At 64.0% G+C, this 16,023-nt stretch carries 19 protein-coding genes; 17 read left to right on the forward strand and 2 right to left on the reverse strand.

Going from position 1 to position 16,023, the window contains the following annotated elements:
• Positions 1 to 16: 16 nt before the first annotated feature.
• Positions 17 to 568 (reverse strand): DUF2269 family protein, encoded by a 552-nt coding sequence (locus tag QAZ22_RS07905; RefSeq protein WP_347566947.1) that lies wholly within the window; start codon positions 566 to 568, stop codon positions 17 to 19.
• 249 nt (positions 569 to 817) lie between these two features.
• Between QAZ22_RS07905 and QAZ22_RS07910 the strand changes: the two genes are divergently transcribed.
• From QAZ22_RS07910 to QAZ22_RS07945, 8 genes are all read left to right on the forward strand, one after another.
• Positions 818 to 1,195: a hypothetical protein gene (locus QAZ22_RS07910; protein ID WP_278076222.1), complete on the forward strand. Its 378-nt coding sequence runs from the start codon at positions 818 to 820 to the stop codon at positions 1,193 to 1,195.
• A gap of 370 nt (positions 1,196 to 1,565) precedes the next feature.
• Positions 1,566 to 2,096 carry a DUF1465 family protein gene (locus tag QAZ22_RS07915; protein WP_278076223.1) on the forward strand — a complete coding sequence of 177 codons (531 nt, stop codon included), beginning with the start codon at positions 1,566 to 1,568 and terminating at the stop codon, positions 2,094 to 2,096.
• Between the two features lie 95 nt (positions 2,097 to 2,191).
• Positions 2,192 to 2,704, forward strand: coding sequence for a crossover junction endodeoxyribonuclease RuvC (gene ruvC / locus QAZ22_RS07920; protein WP_278206116.1), 513 nt, complete (start codon positions 2,192 to 2,194; stop codon positions 2,702 to 2,704).
• Positions 2,705 to 2,759: 55 nt separating this feature from the next.
• Positions 2,760 to 3,029, forward strand: coding sequence for an AbrB/MazE/SpoVT family DNA-binding domain-containing protein (locus QAZ22_RS07925; protein ID WP_278206117.1), 270 nt, complete (start codon positions 2,760 to 2,762; stop codon positions 3,027 to 3,029).
• Positions 3,007 to 3,426 carry a type II toxin-antitoxin system VapC family toxin gene (locus QAZ22_RS07930; RefSeq protein WP_278206118.1) on the forward strand — a complete coding sequence of 140 codons (420 nt, stop codon included), beginning with the start codon at positions 3,007 to 3,009 and terminating at the stop codon, positions 3,424 to 3,426. Before QAZ22_RS07925 ends, QAZ22_RS07930 begins: the two co-directional genes overlap by 23 nt.
• 10 nt (positions 3,427 to 3,436) lie before the next feature.
• The gene (ruvA, locus tag QAZ22_RS07935; RefSeq protein ID WP_278206119.1) at positions 3,437 to 4,057 is read left to right on the forward strand and encodes a Holliday junction branch migration protein RuvA; all 621 of its coding nucleotides are present in this window, start codon (positions 3,437 to 3,439) and stop codon (positions 4,055 to 4,057) included.
• A gap of 43 nt (positions 4,058 to 4,100) precedes the next feature.
• The gene (gene ruvB / locus QAZ22_RS07940; protein ID WP_278206120.1) at positions 4,101 to 5,138 is read left to right on the forward strand and encodes a Holliday junction branch migration DNA helicase RuvB; all 1,038 of its coding nucleotides are present in this window, start codon (positions 4,101 to 4,103) and stop codon (positions 5,136 to 5,138) included.
• A 129-nt stretch (positions 5,139 to 5,267) separates the two neighbouring features.
• Positions 5,268 to 6,170, forward strand: a complete 903-nt coding sequence (locus QAZ22_RS07945) for a metallophosphoesterase (RefSeq protein ID WP_278206121.1) — start codon at positions 5,268 to 5,270, stop codon at positions 6,168 to 6,170.
• Positions 6,171 to 6,226: 56 nt separating this feature from the next.
• On the opposite strand, the gene QAZ22_RS07950 is transcribed toward QAZ22_RS07945, so the two are convergent.
• Positions 6,227 to 7,477 carry a cellulase family glycosylhydrolase gene (locus QAZ22_RS07950; RefSeq protein ID WP_278206122.1) on the reverse strand — a complete coding sequence of 417 codons (1,251 nt, stop codon included), beginning with the start codon at positions 7,475 to 7,477 and terminating at the stop codon, positions 6,227 to 6,229.
• A 99-nt stretch (positions 7,478 to 7,576) separates the two neighbouring features.
• Here QAZ22_RS07950 and ybgC point away from each other — a divergent pair, with 99 nt between their 5' ends.
• From ybgC to tilS, 9 genes are all read left to right on the forward strand, one after another.
• Positions 7,577 to 8,050, forward strand: a complete 474-nt coding sequence (gene ybgC / locus QAZ22_RS07955) for a tol-pal system-associated acyl-CoA thioesterase (RefSeq protein WP_278206123.1) — start codon at positions 7,577 to 7,579, stop codon at positions 8,048 to 8,050.
• 308 nt (positions 8,051 to 8,358) lie between these two features.
• Positions 8,359 to 9,069 (forward strand): protein TolQ, encoded by a 711-nt coding sequence (tolQ, locus tag QAZ22_RS07960; protein ID WP_278076233.1) that lies wholly within the window; start codon positions 8,359 to 8,361, stop codon positions 9,067 to 9,069.
• A 9-nt stretch (positions 9,070 to 9,078) separates the two neighbouring features.
• Positions 9,079 to 9,540, forward strand: coding sequence for a protein TolR (gene tolR / locus QAZ22_RS07965; protein ID WP_278076234.1), 462 nt, complete (start codon positions 9,079 to 9,081; stop codon positions 9,538 to 9,540).
• A gap of 8 nt (positions 9,541 to 9,548) precedes the next feature.
• Complete coding sequence (locus QAZ22_RS07970) at positions 9,549 to 10,703, forward strand: cell envelope integrity protein TolA (RefSeq protein WP_278206124.1); 1,155 nt, start codon at positions 9,549 to 9,551, stop codon at positions 10,701 to 10,703.
• Between the two features lie 78 nt (positions 10,704 to 10,781).
• Entirely contained in the window at positions 10,782 to 12,062 is a 1,281-nt protein-coding gene (tolB, locus tag QAZ22_RS07975) for a Tol-Pal system beta propeller repeat protein TolB (protein ID WP_278076395.1), read from the forward strand.
• A 45-nt stretch (positions 12,063 to 12,107) separates the two neighbouring features.
• Positions 12,108 to 12,485, forward strand: coding sequence for a four helix bundle protein (locus QAZ22_RS07980; RefSeq protein WP_278206125.1), 378 nt, complete (start codon positions 12,108 to 12,110; stop codon positions 12,483 to 12,485).
• Between the two features lie 232 nt (positions 12,486 to 12,717).
• Positions 12,718 to 13,224 carry a peptidoglycan-associated lipoprotein Pal gene (pal, locus tag QAZ22_RS07985; protein WP_095804685.1) on the forward strand — a complete coding sequence of 169 codons (507 nt, stop codon included), beginning with the start codon at positions 12,718 to 12,720 and terminating at the stop codon, positions 13,222 to 13,224.
• A 190-nt stretch (positions 13,225 to 13,414) separates the two neighbouring features.
• Entirely contained in the window at positions 13,415 to 14,545 is a 1,131-nt protein-coding gene (gene ybgF, locus QAZ22_RS07990) for a tol-pal system protein YbgF (RefSeq protein WP_278206126.1), read from the forward strand.
• A gap of 52 nt (positions 14,546 to 14,597) precedes the next feature.
• On the forward strand, positions 14,598 to 15,977 hold the full coding sequence (gene tilS, locus QAZ22_RS07995) for a tRNA lysidine(34) synthetase TilS (RefSeq protein WP_278206127.1): 1,380 nt from the start codon (positions 14,598 to 14,600) through the stop codon (positions 15,975 to 15,977).
• Positions 15,978 to 16,023 lie beyond the last annotated feature (46 nt).

Below are 16,023 nucleotides of genomic sequence, written 5' to 3' on the forward strand. Positions count from 1 at the left end.
CCCCGCCAAAGCCGTCTCAAGCGGCGCTCGGTACCAATTGGCGGCTGCCGCCAAGGGCGAGCGCCGCGCCGGCCGCTACCACCACCGCCATGCCGGCGAGGATGCCGATGTCGTGGAGCGTAGGCTTCAGCACCATGTCGGCGATGATCACCAGCATCACCGCATAGTCGAAACGCGCCCAGCTCATCATGCGCTGGCCGATGGCGAGAACCGCCGGCGTCACGCCTTCCTTGGCGACCATGGCGCCCATCCGCTCGCCGGTCGGCTTGAAGACCAGCATGCCGATCGAAAAGGTCGTGGCGTAGCCGGCAAGGCCGATGATGATCCACAGATCGGAAAAGCCGACCCAGAAGCCGCACATGACGAGGCCGAAGATCAAGGTGAGCATCGACATCGGCGCGAAGAAGCGGCCGCCGAGCTCGCCGCTGGCCCGCATCGCCTGCAGCTTGTCCTCGGTGTTGCCGGCGCGCTCGGCAAGCATGCCGAGCAGGAACAGGACGAAACCGCCGCCGACCCACAAAATGGCCGAGACGACGTGGAGGAATTTGACGATCGAGTACCAGTCCATGATGCGCTCCTGGATGTCTTTCTTGATTTGCGACGGCATCGGTTTTGCGCGGCCGTCGAGAGGAGCGCGGGTTTTGCGCGGGGCGTGTTTCGGAACGATGTCGCGAAAGACAGACATCTGTTTCATCCGGAACTTGGAGCGGCCGCGACATCATCCGGAAACATCGCTGGGGCATCGACGCCGAGACCGGCGCGGAATCGCCTGACGATCGATCCGGTTCAGCACCGCAACAGCCATTGGAGAGGATCAATGCAAGGGGTAGCCCGAAACTTCTTTACGCTCGCCATCATCTATTCGCTTTGCGGAATGGCGCTTGGCATCCACATGGCGATCAGCCAGGACCATGGCCAGATGCCGACCCATGCTCACACGATGGTGGCCGGCTGGCTGATGTCGGCAGTGTTCGCGTTCTTCTACCACCTGTTTCCGGCCGTCGCGCATAAGAGGCTCGCGGCGATCCATTTCTGGCTGACCGCGATCAGCGGCATCGGCCTGCTCGTCGGCCTTTACACCCTGCTTGCCGGCAATCCGGCGATCGAACCGCTGCTCGGCATATCCTCGCTCGCGTTCTACGCCGGCATGCTGCTGTTCGCCTTCATCGCGTTGCCCGCGATCTGGAGAAGCTGAGGGGCCTGGTCCCCGGGGCGTCCCGTTCCGGCACAGGAGCGTCCGTTCGGTCAAAAAATCCGTCCGGCGTTAAGGCTTCATTAAGCTTTACAGGCGTTTACTGAGACCATCCAGTTTTTCTGGATTCTTACCGAGTGGTTGGAGCCACTTTGTTTGACGCCTCCCTGTTAAACTCCTGAGAGCCGCCTTATCCGCGGCTCTTTTTTTGTCCGCCGGTGGCCGGCGGGGCGCGGTCCGGCGTTAACCGTTTGTTAAACATGCGCTTGCCTTCACGGGCATCGAAGCGCATTTTCAAGCCTCAGTCGTTTAAGGGTGCAGGACGTATCGGCAAGGATGCCGAATCGGCTTGCGGCAGTGCAGGGGCGTATCGATGACCGAGCCTTCGAAGGGCAGCGCGAAAACCATAAAGCTCGCGGAACGCCGGGTTTTCTCCCAATCCTTCAAGCCGCTTTACCAGGAGGGCATGGGCCTGGTCGAACAGGCGGCCGAATATCTCGACGGCAAGGGCAGGCTCGAAGCCAAGAAGCTGTCGCGCACGGCCGCAACGCTCTATGCGGCCGAATCGATGCGTCTCACCACAAGGCTGATGCAGGTCGCATCCTGGCTGCTTCTGCAGCGGGCGGCGAATTCGGGCGAGATGACCCGCGACCAGGTCGCCTCGGAGAAATCCAAGGTGCGGCTCGACACCGCTTCGGCGCATGACGAGGCGCTGGGCTGGAACGAGCTGCCCAAGGAATTCTTGGACCTGGTAAGCCGGTCGCTGCGTCTGCAGGCGCTGGTAAAGCGCATGGACGAGGAGATCTATGGCGGCGCCATGAACGACACGCCGGCCGCGGGCCGCCGCGCCAACCCCGTCTCCGATCAGATCAGTCTGCTCAACACGGCCTTCGCCCGCGGCTGACAAGGCAGTTCCGCGCCGACGAGCGCTTGGCAAGATCGTTTCTGGTTTGTTCACAATTCGCTGGCATCGCCCTACGCCGAGGTTAGACTTGGCGCATGGGGGAAGCGATTCGCATCATCGGCATCGATCCGGGACTGAGGCGCACCGGCTGGGGCATCGTCGAAAGCCTCGGCAATTCCCTGCGCTTCGTCGCATCCGGCACCGTGCGCTCCGACGACAAGGCGCCGCTCGCGACAAGGCTCTGCCAGTTGCATGACGGGCTGGCCGAGGTGCTGCATCAGGCCATGCCGCACGAGGCCGCGGTCGAGCAGACCTTCGTCAACAAGGATGCGACGGCGACGCTGAAGCTCGGCCAGGCGCGCGGCATCGCCATGCTGGTGCCGGCGCGCGCTGGGCTGGTGGTTGCCGAATATGCCCCTAATGCGGTGAAGAAGGCGGTGATCGGCGTCGGCCACGGCGAAAAGAAGCAGATCCACATGATGGTCAAGGTGCTGATGCCGAAGGCCGTCTTCGAAACCGACGACGCAGCCGACGCGCTGGCAATAGCCATCTGCCATGCTCACCACCGCCAGAGCGCGGCCTATAGGATGGCGGCTCTCGCTGGATAGGGTGTTCTTGACTTGTTCTCGTCAGCGTAGTAAGTAATACCTAAGAGGTATTACCATGCGTGTGACCACCAAGGGACAAGTCACAATTCCGAAGCAGATCAGGGATCACCTGGGTATTGGCCCTGGCTCCGAAGTGGAATTCGTCGCCACGGACGACGGGGCCCGACTCGTCGCCGTCAATGAAAACCTGTCCGAAGAGGAAGCCTCCCGCAAATTCAGGGAGGTTCTCGATAGAATGGAAGGGACCCTGGATCTGGGCGGTATGACGGCCGACGAATACATGGAATGGTTGAGGGGTCCGCGTGAAAATCTCGACGTTGGTTGACACCAATGTGCTGATCGATGTCTGGGGGCCAGGCGGACCCTCGACGGAATGGTCGGCCAAGGCCATCGCCTCCTGTCGGCGCGAGGGAGCATTGGTGGTCAACACGATCGTCTGGTCCGAGCTTGCCCCGCTGATCACGACGGAGGCGCAGCTTAAAAGAGCGACCGACATGCTTGAGATCGACCGCGAGCCTGTATCGTGGGAAGCGGCTTTTGCGGCCGGTGTCGCGCATTTCCGTTACCGCCGCGCAGGCGGTGTTCGGGAAAGGACGCTGCCCGACTTTTTCATTGGTGCTCATGCGGCTGTTGCCGGGCACCGTCTTTTGACACGCGACCCCGCTCGTTACCGCAGCTATTTTCCTGACCTCGAAATCATCTCTCCGGAAACGCATCCATGAAAGCCAGGACATGATCGGCAAGCTGAAAGGCACGCTGAATGAGATCGACGAGGACTCCTGCCTCGTCGACGTTCATGGCGTCGGCTATGTCGCCCATTGCTCGGCGCGCACGCTGGCATCGCTACCGCCGCCCGGCGAGGCCGTGGTGCTGTTCATCGAGACCTATGTGCGCGAGGACATGATCCGGCTCTACGGTTTCCAGACCGCGCTGGAGCGCGAATGGTTCCGCCTCCTGATGAACAATGTGCAGGGTGTCGGCGCCAAGGTGGCGCTGGCGGTGCTGTCGACGCTGGCGCCCGCCGACCTCGCCAACGCGATCGCGCTGCGCGACATCGCCATGGTCTCGCGCGCGCCGGGCGTCGGCAAGAAGGTGGCCGAGCGCATCGTGACTGAGCTGAAGAACAAGGCGCCGGCCTATGCCGGCTCCGCCAACGGCACGATCGCTCTCAAGCAGGAGCTTGGCGAGGGCGTCGCGGCAGCGCCAATCACCGATGCGGTCTCGGCGCTGGTCAATCTCGGCTATTCGCGCGACATCGCTGCCAATGCCGTGGCCGCGGCGCTGAAGTCGGCCGGCGAGGGGGCGGACGCCTCGAAGCTGATCCGCTTCGGATTGAAGGAACTGGCGCGGTGAGGGAGCGCTTGTTCCGCCAGCGGCCATATGCAAGGAAGGCGGCATGAACCTTTCGCCCCGCCTCATTGCCCCGGACAAGCGCGGCGAGGATGCCGACCAGACCCTGCGGCCGCAGTCGCTCGACGAATTCGTCGGCCAGGCGGCGGTGCGCGCCAATCTCAAAGTCTTCGTCGATGCCGCCAAGAGCCGGGGCGAGGCGCTCGACCATGTGCTGTTCGTTGGCCCACCGGGGCTCGGCAAGACGACGCTGGCGCAGATCATGGCGCGCGAGCTCGGCGTCAATTTCCGCTCGACCTCGGGTCCGGTCATCGCCAAGGCCGGGGATCTCGCGGCGCTGCTCACCAATCTCGAGGAGCGCGACGTGCTCTTCATCGACGAGATCCATCGGCTCAACCCGGCGGTGGAGGAAATCCTCTATCCGGCGATGGAGGATTTCCAGCTCGACCTGATCATCGGCGAAGGGCCTGCCGCGCGCTCGGTCAAGATCGACCTCGCCCGCTTCACGCTGGTCGCCGCGACGACCCGGCTCGGCCTTTTGACCAACCCGCTGCGCGATCGTTTCGGCATCCCGGTCAGGCTCAATTTCTACACGGTCGAGGAACTCGAGCAGATCGTGCGCCGCGGTGCCCGGATCCTCTCGATGCCGCTCGGCGACGATGGCGCGCTGGAGATCGCGCGCCGCGCCCGCGGCACGCCGCGCATTGCCGGACGGCTCCTGCGCCGGGTGCGCGATTTCGCCTCCGTCGCCGGAAACGGCCATGTCGACAGACGCATCGCCGACGAGGCGCTGACCAGGCTCGAGGTCGACGGGCTCGGGCTCGACGCGCTCGATCGCCGGTATCTTTCGATGATCGCCCGCAACTTCGGCGGCGGGCCGGTCGGCATCGAGACGATCGCCGCCGGGCTCTCCGAGCCGCGCGACGCCATCGAGGACATCATCGAGCCCTATCTCATCCAGCAGGGCTTCATCCAGCGAACGCCGCGCGGCCGCGTGCTGACCGCCAATGCCTGGCGGCATCTCGGCCTCGAAGCACCCAGGGACCTCGCGCAGCAGCAGATCAGCCTGTTCCAGGAAGAGTAACGGAATTTTGTCCGGCCGCGACGCCCGAAGGGACTTGTCTGCGCGAAAACTGCTCGCCTCGGCCAAGCTGAAGGCGCAATCGCCGGCTCTAACGCCACTCCGGTTCAACGGAACGGGCACCGCCAATCGATGATCACCAGACGTGGCTTCCTGCGGCTTGTCGGCGGCTCGTTCCTGTCGATGGTGTCGCTCAGCGCCTATGCGGTCGGCATCGAGCCGATGCTGCTTACGCATGTGAAACGCTACGCCCTGACACCGCCGCACTGGCCGGCGGGGCTCAAGCTTCGCGTCGTGGCGTTGGCCGACATCCACGCCTGCCGACCCTGGATGACGCCGGAGCGGATCGCCGCGCTCGCGGCGGAGGCCAATGCGCTGCAGCCCGATCTCATCGTTCTGCTTGGCGACTATACGGCCGGAACCCGCCTGGTGACGGGGTGGGTTCGAGTTGCGGAATGGGCCGAGGCTCTGTCCGGGCTCGAGGCGCCACTCGGCGTGTTCTCAATCCTCGGCAATCATGACTGGTGGACGGATGTCCGGGCGCAACGCGCGGAGGCCGGTCCAACGCAGTCGCGCCAGGCGCTCGAACATGTCGGCATTCCCGTGCTGGAGAACGATGTCGTGCGGCTGGAGAAAGACGGGCAGGGCTTTTGGATCGCGGGGCTCGCCGATCAGCTTGCGTTGCTGCCGAACAAGGCCAAGGCCCGCCACAGCTTCCAAGGCTTCGACGATCTCGATGGCACCTTGGCCAAGGTGGGAAACAGCGAGCCGATCATACTGCTTGCGCACGAACCCGACATTTTCACCAAGGTGCCGTGGCGGGTTTCGCTGACGCTGTCGGGCCACACCCATGGCGGGCAGGTGCGGCTGTTCGGCTATTCGCCGGTCGTGCCCTCCGCCTATGGCAACCGCTTCGCCTACGGCCATGTCGTGGAAAACGATCGCAACCTGATCGTGTCGGGCGGGCTCGGCTTCAGCATCATGCCGGTCCGTTTCGGCGTGCGGCCGGAGATCCTGCAGATCGATTTGGGTTAGTGCCAGGTTTTCGCAATTCCGGGCGGAAAACCGCCGCGCATTTTTCCTGGAATTGCTCAGCGAAGCGACCTGATCGCGTCCATCACGTTGGGCTCGGCCTTGTCGCCGTCGAAGGCGTCGACGATGCCGAAGGCGCCGCCATAGCCCCATACCGACCAGGAAAAGCCATGCGCCTCGGCGCGCGCGATCATGTCCCTGACATAGGCGGCGCGATATTCGGCGGGCATCACATAGGCGTTGCCGTATTCCCGGCGGATCATGCCGAACTCGCCGAGCGTGATGTCTTGCGGCTTGACGCCGTTGGCTTTCGCCCAGTCCTCGACGATCTTGAAGGGCGCGTCCATCACGCCGATGAGCTTGTCGGGTGTGTCCATGCTGGCGACCTGCTCGTCGAGATAGGCAAGCATGCCGCTGCGGCGCGTCCATGGCGCCTCGGCTCTGATCCTGTCGCGGATCGTCTCCAGCGCCACGTCGAGCCGGGCGCGCGGCACCGCGGTCATCGGATAGGGCAGGCCGGTGACATAGCGGATGAAGTCGCCGGCCCAGGTCGCGCCTTGATGCGTCAAAAGAAACGGATCGTAGGAATGGAACGCCCAGATGATGTTGTCGTCGGGAATCGCCTTCGGATCGATCTTCGCCAGCGAAGCCGCGTTCGAGTAGCAGCCGCCGGTGAGGACGAGCGTCAGCCTGGTGGCGGAAGAGCGCGCGGCCGCGAACAATTTCTTCTGGCGGTCCGGCCACAGATTGGTGCCGTTGTCGTCGCAATCGACGATCGGCTCGTTCATCGGTTCGAAGGCAAGCTGGCTTGGGTCTTCTCCCGATAGCGTATGCGCCATCTTGCGCACGACCTCGACATAGGCGTCGAAGGTCGCGGGATCGTCCATCACCTCGCTCATGCCGATCTTGCGGTTGCCGCCGGCCGGGATGAGATGCAGGTCGACGATCACTTTCAGCCCGGCGCGGTTGATCATGCGCGCCGAATCCAGCACGCTGGCGTAGAGGTCGTCGCGCAGCGAAAGCGTCTCGTCGGACAGGAAGGGCGAGGGGTCGACCGGCATGCGCAGGAAATCGAAACCGGCATCCTTCAGCGCCTTGAGGTCATCCGCTTTCAGGAACTTGCGCCATTCCGGATAGGGCAGGATGGCGCTCGGGTCGTTCCATTTCTCCTCGCCGGTCCAGGTCGTCCACTGGTCGAGGTTGAGACCGCGCTTCATAGAAAACGTCGCCGCCTCGGCGGGCATGGCCAGGGTGGCAAGCGCCAGCAGGACCGCCATCAAGGTCTTGATCATCGCGCCCAACAGTGCCATCCGGTTCCCGCGCCATGCGCGCCGCCCTGAGCCGCCAAGCAGTCCGGGATGGGCGCGCGAACGAACAGGTGCCCGTTCGGGCCTGAAAAGGAAAGCGCGATGGACGATCATGGTGAATCGGCGGCGCTCTGCGCCGGCCTTTCAGGGGCGCTGACGGAATCCGGCCATCGCCTGATGGCCCGGGTCTACTATGCCGACACCGACTTCTCCGGCGTCGTCTACCATGCGCGCTACCTCGAGTTCCTCGAAAGGGGCCGTTCGGACTATCTCAGGCTTGCCGGCGTCCATCACACCGAGCTTTTGGACGGCAAGCATGGCGAACGCATCGTCTGGGTGGTGCGGCGCATGGAGATCGACTTCCGCTCGCCGGCCCGCATGGACGACATCCTCACCATCGATACGCGCACCGAGGACGTTTCCGGAGCCCGCATCTTCATGGCGCAGCAGCTGAAGCGCGGCGACGAGGTGCTGGTCGAGGCGAAGGTCGAAGCGGCGATCATCGGCGAGAACGGCCGACCGCGCAGATTTCCGAAGGAATGGATCGCCGCCTTCATGCCGAAGGCGAGCGATTGACGTCGCCTCGCGCCGGCTTCGCCTTGGGGCATAGCCAGCCGCGTCCAGGCATGGCGCCGGCCGGTCAGGCGCGGCAATGCGCCGCGCTTCATATCCTAACCCATCCTTAACCATAACCGTTCATGAAGGAATTGGTGAAGTTTGGCGCAATTCGTGCGCCTTCCTTTCACCAATATTTGCCCTGAAAAGGCCGCGAAACGGTGCATTCGGGGCTTGTCCCGCAAGCTTCAAGCTTCGCGCGATCGGACCAAAGGGATGCCCATGGGCCAGCCGCCAGCGATGCCCGGAAAAATCTTAAGGACGTAGCCATGGAAAACATCGCACTCGCCGACCCGGGCGCGCATTTGTCGATATGGGCCCTGTTCATGCAGGCCAGTTGGGTGGTCAAGCTGGTCATGATCGGCTTGCTCTGCGCCTCGATCTGGACCTGGGCAATCATCATCGACAAGCTCGTCGCCTACAGCCGCATGCGGCTGGCGCTCAACCGCTTCGAACAGGTGTTCTGGTCGGGACAGTCGCTCGAAGAGCTCTATCGCACGCTCGCCGATCGCAAGACCACCGGCATGGGCGCGATCTTCGTCGCCGCCATGCGCGAATGGAAGAAGAGCTTCGAGAAGGGCGCGAAGTCGCCGCTGGCGCTGCAAACCCGCATCGACAAGGCGATGGACCTGGCGCTGACCCGCGAAATGGAAAGGCTGGAGGGCCGGCTCGGCTTCCTCGCCACGACGGGCTCGGCCGCGCCCTTCATCGGCCTGTTCGGCACCGTCATCGGCATCATGACCTCGTTCCAGGCGATCGCAGCTTCGAAGAACACCAGCCTGTCGGTCGTGGCGCCCGGTATCGCCGAGGCGCTGCTGGCGACGGCCATCGGCCTGCTCGCGGCCATTCCCGCCGTCATCGCCTACAACAAGCTGTCATCGGATGCGAACAAGCTGGCGGTGCGCATGGAAGGGTTCTCGGACGAGTTCTCCGCCATACTCTCGCGCCAAATCGATGAAAAAGTCGCGCAGAAGGCCTGAGGAACGATCATGGGGATGTCTACTGCTAGCGCAGGTGGCATAGGGCGAGGCGGACGCGGCCACAGGCGGCGCGGACGCCATCATGGCCTGATGTCGGAAATCAACGTCACGCCGATGGTCGACGTGATGCTGGTGCTTTTGATCATCTTCATGGTCGCGGCGCCGCTGTTGACCGTCGGCGTTCCGATCGACCTGCCCGACACGCAGGCCAAGGCGCTGAATGTCGACACGCAGCCGATCACCGTGTCGATCAACGCGACCGGCCAGATCTACCTGCAGGAAACCGAGATCCCGATCGAGGAACTGGTGGCGAAGCTGCAGGCGATCTCGAAGACCGGCTACGACGAGCGCATCTTCATCCGCGGCGACAAGTCGACGGACTACGGCACCGCAATGAAGGTCATGGCCCGCATTTCGGCGGCCGGCTACAAGAACATCGGCCTGGTTTCGCTGCAGGAACAGGACCAATAGACACGAAGATGAGGACCGGCCTCACCACATCGGTCATCTTGCATGCCGTGGCGCTGGCCTTCGGGCTGTTCACGCTGTCCTCGCCGCCCGCCATGCCGGCCGCCGACGTAGAGTCGGTGGCGGTCGACATCGTGCCGATGGAAGCTGTCGCGCAGACGCTGCAGGGCGACAAGAAAGCGGTCATGCATGAGAAGCCGGCGCCGCTGCCGACCAAGCGCCCCGACATCGTCCCCGACGCCCAGAAGGTCGGCGAGAACACCGTCGACACCGAGAAACCGGTGACGGACGAAGCCAAGCCGAAGCCGGTCGAGAAGACGTCCGCACCGCCGCCGGCGCCGACGCCGACCGAGAAGCCGGCCGCCGAGGACGTGCCCAAGCCGCAGGAGAAGCCGAAGCCGGTGCCGGCGACCGAAGTGGCGCCGACGCCCGCGCCGAAGGAAGAGGTCAAGCCCGAGCCGGTCAAGCAGACGGATCCCAAGCCGGCACCGGCCAAGGAACCCACGCCTTCGCCGCCGAAGGACACGACCGCCGCCATCCAGAAGGAAGAGGTGAAGCCCGACGCCGTCGCCGAGGCGATCGCCAAGGAACAGCCGACCGAGGAGGCCAAGCTTCCGGATTCCGCCCCGGCGCCCGAGGCGCGGCCGAAGCCGCAGCCCGCTCCCGCCGAGAGCGCCAAGGCGCCGGAGCGCAAGGACGCGGAAAAGCCGGTCAAGGAGGCCTCCTCCAAACCGAAGTCGGATGAGAAGCAATTCAACGCCGACGAGATTTCCGCGCTGCTCGACAAGCAGAAGCCGTCCGGCGGCGGCGCCAAGCGCTCGACACAGCAGTCATCGCTCGGCGGCGAAAAGGACCAAGGGCAGAAGCTCTCCAAGTCGGAGCAGGGGGCCTTGGAATCTCAGCTCGGCGGCTGCTGGACATTGCCTGTCGGATTGGAAGGTTCGGAGAACTTCGTCGTCGTGGTCCGGTTTAATCTCGACACCAACGGCAAGCTCGACGGCCGGCCATCGGTCGAAAAGTCGAGCGGCAACCGGCAGTTCGACGAAAGCGCCGTTCGCGCGGTTCAAAAATGCGACGTGGCCGGCCTGCAGGTTCCCGCCGGCAAGCAGGACATCTGGAACGACATCCGGGTCACGTTCGATCCACGGGAGATGCTCGGCCTCTAGGCCTTGCGTCCGAACCATCAAGAAGAGAAGCGAGAAGACATGAGATCTTTCCTCAAGCCGCTCCTGACGATTGCAGCCATGGCGCTGGGCATGACGGCCGCCGCCACCTTGCCGGCCTGGGCCCTCGTCGAGCTCAACGTCAACAAGGGCAATGTCGAGCCGCTGCCGATCGCCATCACGGATTTCCAGTCCAACGATGCGCTGGGAGCCCAGATCACGGAAATCGTCACCGCCGACCTGAAGCGCTCCGGCCTGTTCGCGCCGATCGACAAGAGCGCCTTCATCGAGAAGATCTCTGGCCCGGACGCCACGCCGCGCTTCGACGACTGGAAGGTGATCAATGCGCAGGCGCTGGTCACCGGCAGCGTCGGCAAGGAGGCTGACGGCCGCATCCGTGCCCAATACCGGCTTTGGGACACTTTTGCCGGCCAGCAGATGGCCGGCGAACAGTTCTTCGCCAATGACGCCAACACTAGGCGGGTCGCCCATATCATCGCCGACGCGATCTATGAGCGGTTGACCGGCGAAAAGGGCTATTTCGACACGCGCGTCGTCTTCGTCGACGAATCCGGCGCCAAGAACGCGCGCAAGAAGCGTCTCGCCATCATGGACCAGGACGGCGCCAACGTGCGCTACCTGTCGGACGGCCGCTCCATCGTGCTGACGCCGCGCTTCTCGCCGAACCGGCAGGAAATCACCTACATGTCCTATGAGAGCGGGCAGCCGAAGGTCTATCTGCTGCAGATCGAGACCGGGCAGCGCGAGCTGGTCGGCAACTTCCCCGGCATGACGTTCGCGCCGCGCTTCTCACCGGACGGCCAGAAGGTGATCATGAGCCTGCTGCGCGACGACGGCAACTCCAACATCTTCGCCATGGATCTGAGAAGCCGCACGACGACGCGGCTCACCAATTCGGTCGCCATCGACACCTCGCCGTCCTATTCGCCGGACGGCTCGCAGATCGTCTTCACCTCCGACCGCGGCGGCGGCAGCGGCCGGTCGCAGATCTACGTCATGGGCGCGGACGGCTCCAACCCGCACCGCATCTCGTTCGGCGACGGCGTCTATTCCACGCCGGTATGGTCGCCGCGCGGCGATCTCATCGCCTTCACCAAGCAGAGCGGCGGCGAGTTCCAGATCGGCGTCATGAAGACCGACGGTTCGGGTGAGCGCATCCTTTCCTCCGGCTTCCAGCAGGAAGGGCCGACCTGGGCGCCGAACGGCCGCGTGCTGATGTTCTTCCGCGACTCGGCCGGCGGGCCGAAGCTGGTCACGGTCGATCTCACCGGCCGCAACGAACAGCAGATCCCGACGTCGAACTTCGCCTCGGATCCGGCGTGGTCGCCGCTGCTGGAGTGAGGGGGAATAGGGAATTGAAGAAATGAGGAATTGAAGAATTGAAGAATGGAGAAAGAAGGCAGCTACATTAAGCGCGCTAGGGATTTGGAGGTCTACAGGCGCGCGTATGCGCTTTCCCTCGAGGTTCATAGGGCCACGCTTGCATTCCCGAGAATGGAACAATACGCACTGGCCGACCAAATGCGTCGATCCAGCAAGGCCATCTGCGCCAATCTAGCTGAAGGCTTCGCTAAGCAGACCCATTCCAGGCCCGAGTTCGCGCGTTTCATTTCGATGGCTATGGGATCGTGCAGCGAAGTAGAAACGTGGATTTCTTATGCGTTCGACCTCGGCTACATCACACAAGCGCAACGCGACGAATGGCTGCGATCCTATGTCCACATCTATGGAATGCTGGTGAATCTGAGGGAGAGATTGAGGTGACGTTTTTCCTCAATTCTTCAATTCCTCAATTCTTCAATTCCCCTTTTTTCACAGCCCCGTCCCGTTTTGGCCAAATTTCCGCCTACGGTGCGCGCGCATCGTGGCGCCGCCAAAAAACGGCCGAGGACGGCGGCCGAAACCAAATATTAACCGTGTTTCTTGAATGCCGGTTAACCCAAACGTGGTTACTGGGTGATCAACGAAATCACTCGAATGCTAAGGAGAGGGCGGCATGGGCCGTATCGCAGCACTTACCAGAAATCCGGCTATGATCGCGTTGGTGGCGGCTCTCGCCATCACCGGTTGCGCCTCGAAGAAGACCCCGAACAGCGCGGCCGATCTCGGCCTGAACGGCGCCGGCGCCGCTACGCCAGGCTCCGCGCAGGACTTCACCGTCAATATCGGCGACCGCATCTTCTTCGACACCGACTCCTCATCGATCCGTGCCGACGCACAGACGACGCTGTCGCGCCAGGCGCAGTGGCTCAATCAGTACAGGCAGTATGCTATCGTCATCGAAGGCCATGCCGACGAGCGCGGCACGCGCGAATACAATCTGGCGCTGGGCGCCCGCCGCGCCGCCGCGACCCGCGACTTCCTGGTCTCCAAGGGCGTTGCGGCCAACCGCCTGAAGACGATCTCCTACGGCAAGGAACGCCCGGTCGCCGTCTGCGACGATATCTCCTGCTGGTCGCAGAATCGCCGCGCCGTTACCACGCTCTCCGGCGCCGGTTCCTGAGGCTCAGTCGGGCGGCAAAAATACAACATCGCGAAACGATAAGGCGGCCTCAGGGCCGCCTTTTTCATATGCGACAGCCTGAAACAAAATTTGGCCGAAGTCTCGCGTCCTGCTATGAGCGCGAGGGCGCTTCCTCCCATCCCGATTGGAAAGGCGCATCAGGCCAACAGATTTCACGGCGAGAGACATAATGCATTTCAGAACGGTCCTGAGCGGCACGCTTGCGCTGCTGCTTGTATCAAGCATTCCAGGCGTCGCCGCCCCGGCGCAATCCTCCGACAGCGGGTTCACCTTTCACCTGCCGACACTCGGCATCTTCGGCGACAAGAAAAAGCCCGAGCAAGCACAGATGGCGCAGCAGGACGGCGCCGGCATGACCGGCCTGGAAGATCAGCTGCGTCAGATGAACGGCAAGATCGAGGAGCTCAATTTCCAGATCCTGCAAATGCAGGAGCAGATGCGCAAGCAGCAGGAAGACAACGAGTTCCGCTTCCAGCAGCTCGAAGGCGGCTCTCAAGGCGCGAAGCCAACCGGCCAGAAGAAATCCGAGGCCGCACCCCAGGACGGCAACACCGGCAACGGCAACACGAATATGGGCGACGCCGGTACCGGCGACAGCGGCGTCGCCGAAGCCCCGGCGACGCAAGCTCCGGCCGATACGAGCGCGCAGGGCAGCAGCGGCAAGAGCGTCGGCGAGGTCATCGTCGAGTCGCAAACCGGCGACCCGGGCAAGGTGATCACCGGCGCGCCGCCGAAGACCTTCGGCACCATCACGGTCGACAAGAACGGCAATGTCGTCAACGCCGAATCCGACCCGCAGGCGGGCTCGCAGGCGCAGGCTCCGGCAGCCACGGCAAACGCGCCTTCCGCGGAAACCGGCACCATGAGCGGCAAGGGCAAGTCCAGCGGTACGGTGATGGCGTCGCTGCCCTCGACCAACGATCCGGACGAGCTCTACCGCAACTCCTATCAGTTCATCCTGTCGGGCGACTATCCCACCGCCGAGCAGGGTTTCCGCGATCATATCTCCCGCTTCCCCAAGGATGCCAAGGCGGCGGATGCGCATTACTGGCTGGGCGAATCCCTGCTTGGCCAGCAGAAATACCGCGACGCGGCGGAGGTCTTCCTTGGCGCCAGCAAGGAGTATCCGAAGGCCAAGAAGGCGCCCGACATGCTGCTCAAGCTCGGCGTGTCGCTGGTCGGCCTCAAGCAGAACGACGTGGCCTGCGCCACCTTCAACGAGATCGGCAAACGCTATCCGGATGTTTCCGGCACGCTCAAGGAGCGCATCAAGCAGGAGAAGGCATTGGCGTCGTGCTAGCAGTTCTCCTGCACGTCCCAAACTCGGGACCGGTTCTGGGCGACATGCACTGATGCTCGATATCGAGCCTGACCTTTCGGACCGCCTTTTCTCAGACTTCGACCTTTCCAACGGCGCCGTTGCAGCCGTGTCCGGCGGCAGCGACTCGACCGCCCTTCTCCTTCTCCTCAAGCACCATCTCGAGCGAACCCTGCCTGCGGCAAAGCTGCTGGCGGTGACGATCGATCACGCGTTGAGACCAAATTCGGCAGCGGAAGCGCAAGCCGTGGCCCGGCTCTGCGCCGAGCACGGGATCGCGCATCGCACACTCGTCTGGTCCGGCCGCAAGCCGTCGTCCGGCCTGCCCGCCGCCGCGCGCGAGGCGCGCTACCGACTGCTGGCGGAGGCGGCCGAAGCGGAAGGCATCCGCGTGGTGGTAACCGGCCACACCGCCGACGACCAGGCAGAGACCGTGCTGATGCGGCAAGTTCGCGATCGAGGGACGCACGACGACCGCGGCCTCGCCGGCATGGCGCCCGCCACGCTTTACGGCTGGCGCACATGGATCGCCCGCCCGCTGCTCGGCACGCGTCGCGCGGCATTGCGCGAGATGCTGAAGCGCCGCGGCGTCGGCTGGACCGAGGATCCGACCAATGTCGACCAGCGTTTCGAGCGGCCGCGCATGCGCGTCTCGCTTGCAGGCAGCGATGGCGAGGCGCGCTTTACGCAGGCGATCGCAAAGGCCGGGCAGGCAGCCGCCGAACGCGCGGAACTCGGCCGCCGCGCGGCCGTGCTGATCGGGGCCTTTGCCAGCAGACCGGCTTCAGGGCTCATCCGTCTCGACCGCGCTTTCGCCGATGGCGAAGACAGCGAAGCGGCCCGTTATGCGCTGCGCATCCTGCTCGCCACGGTCGGCGGCGTCTCGTTCCTCGCCGACGAGGCGCGTTGCCGGGCGCTTTTCGAGCGTCTGCGGTCCGGGATGCTTTGCGCCACATTGTCGCGGACGGTGGTCGATGCGCGCCGGACCGGCATTTTCCTTCACCGTGAGGCGCGCAATCTGCCCACCACTATTCCTGCGGAGGACCAGATCCTCTGGGACGGCCGGCGCAGAATCACATTGAGCGACAGACCGGACGGGTTGGTGATCGCGCCCGTGGGGGCCGTCGCTGCCAGACGATCCGCCCCGGAAGGCGGCGTTCCGGCAAGCCTGCTGCGCAGGGCGCTGGCCGCCGAACCCGCGCTTTGGTGCGACGGCGAACGCCTTGATTCCGCTGGCGGCGGTATCGCGCCGCCGCCGATGGCAATCGTCCCCGTGGCGTCGCCTTTCGCCAGCTTCCTGCCGTCCTTCGATCTCAAGCCCGCCGCGGCGGTCGCCAAGCTCATCGGCGCGCTGCCGCTGCCGCCATTGCCTTTTCGCGGCCATGATCGCGATGGAGCATGGGCGAAAGCTTAACCGAGGCATGCTGTTATGCTTGGCAAGGGGAGGCGCTCTCCCTATG

This window comes from Mesorhizobium sp. WSM4906 (genome assembly GCF_029674625.1).
Lineage (GTDB): Bacteria > Pseudomonadota > Alphaproteobacteria > Rhizobiales > Rhizobiaceae > Mesorhizobium.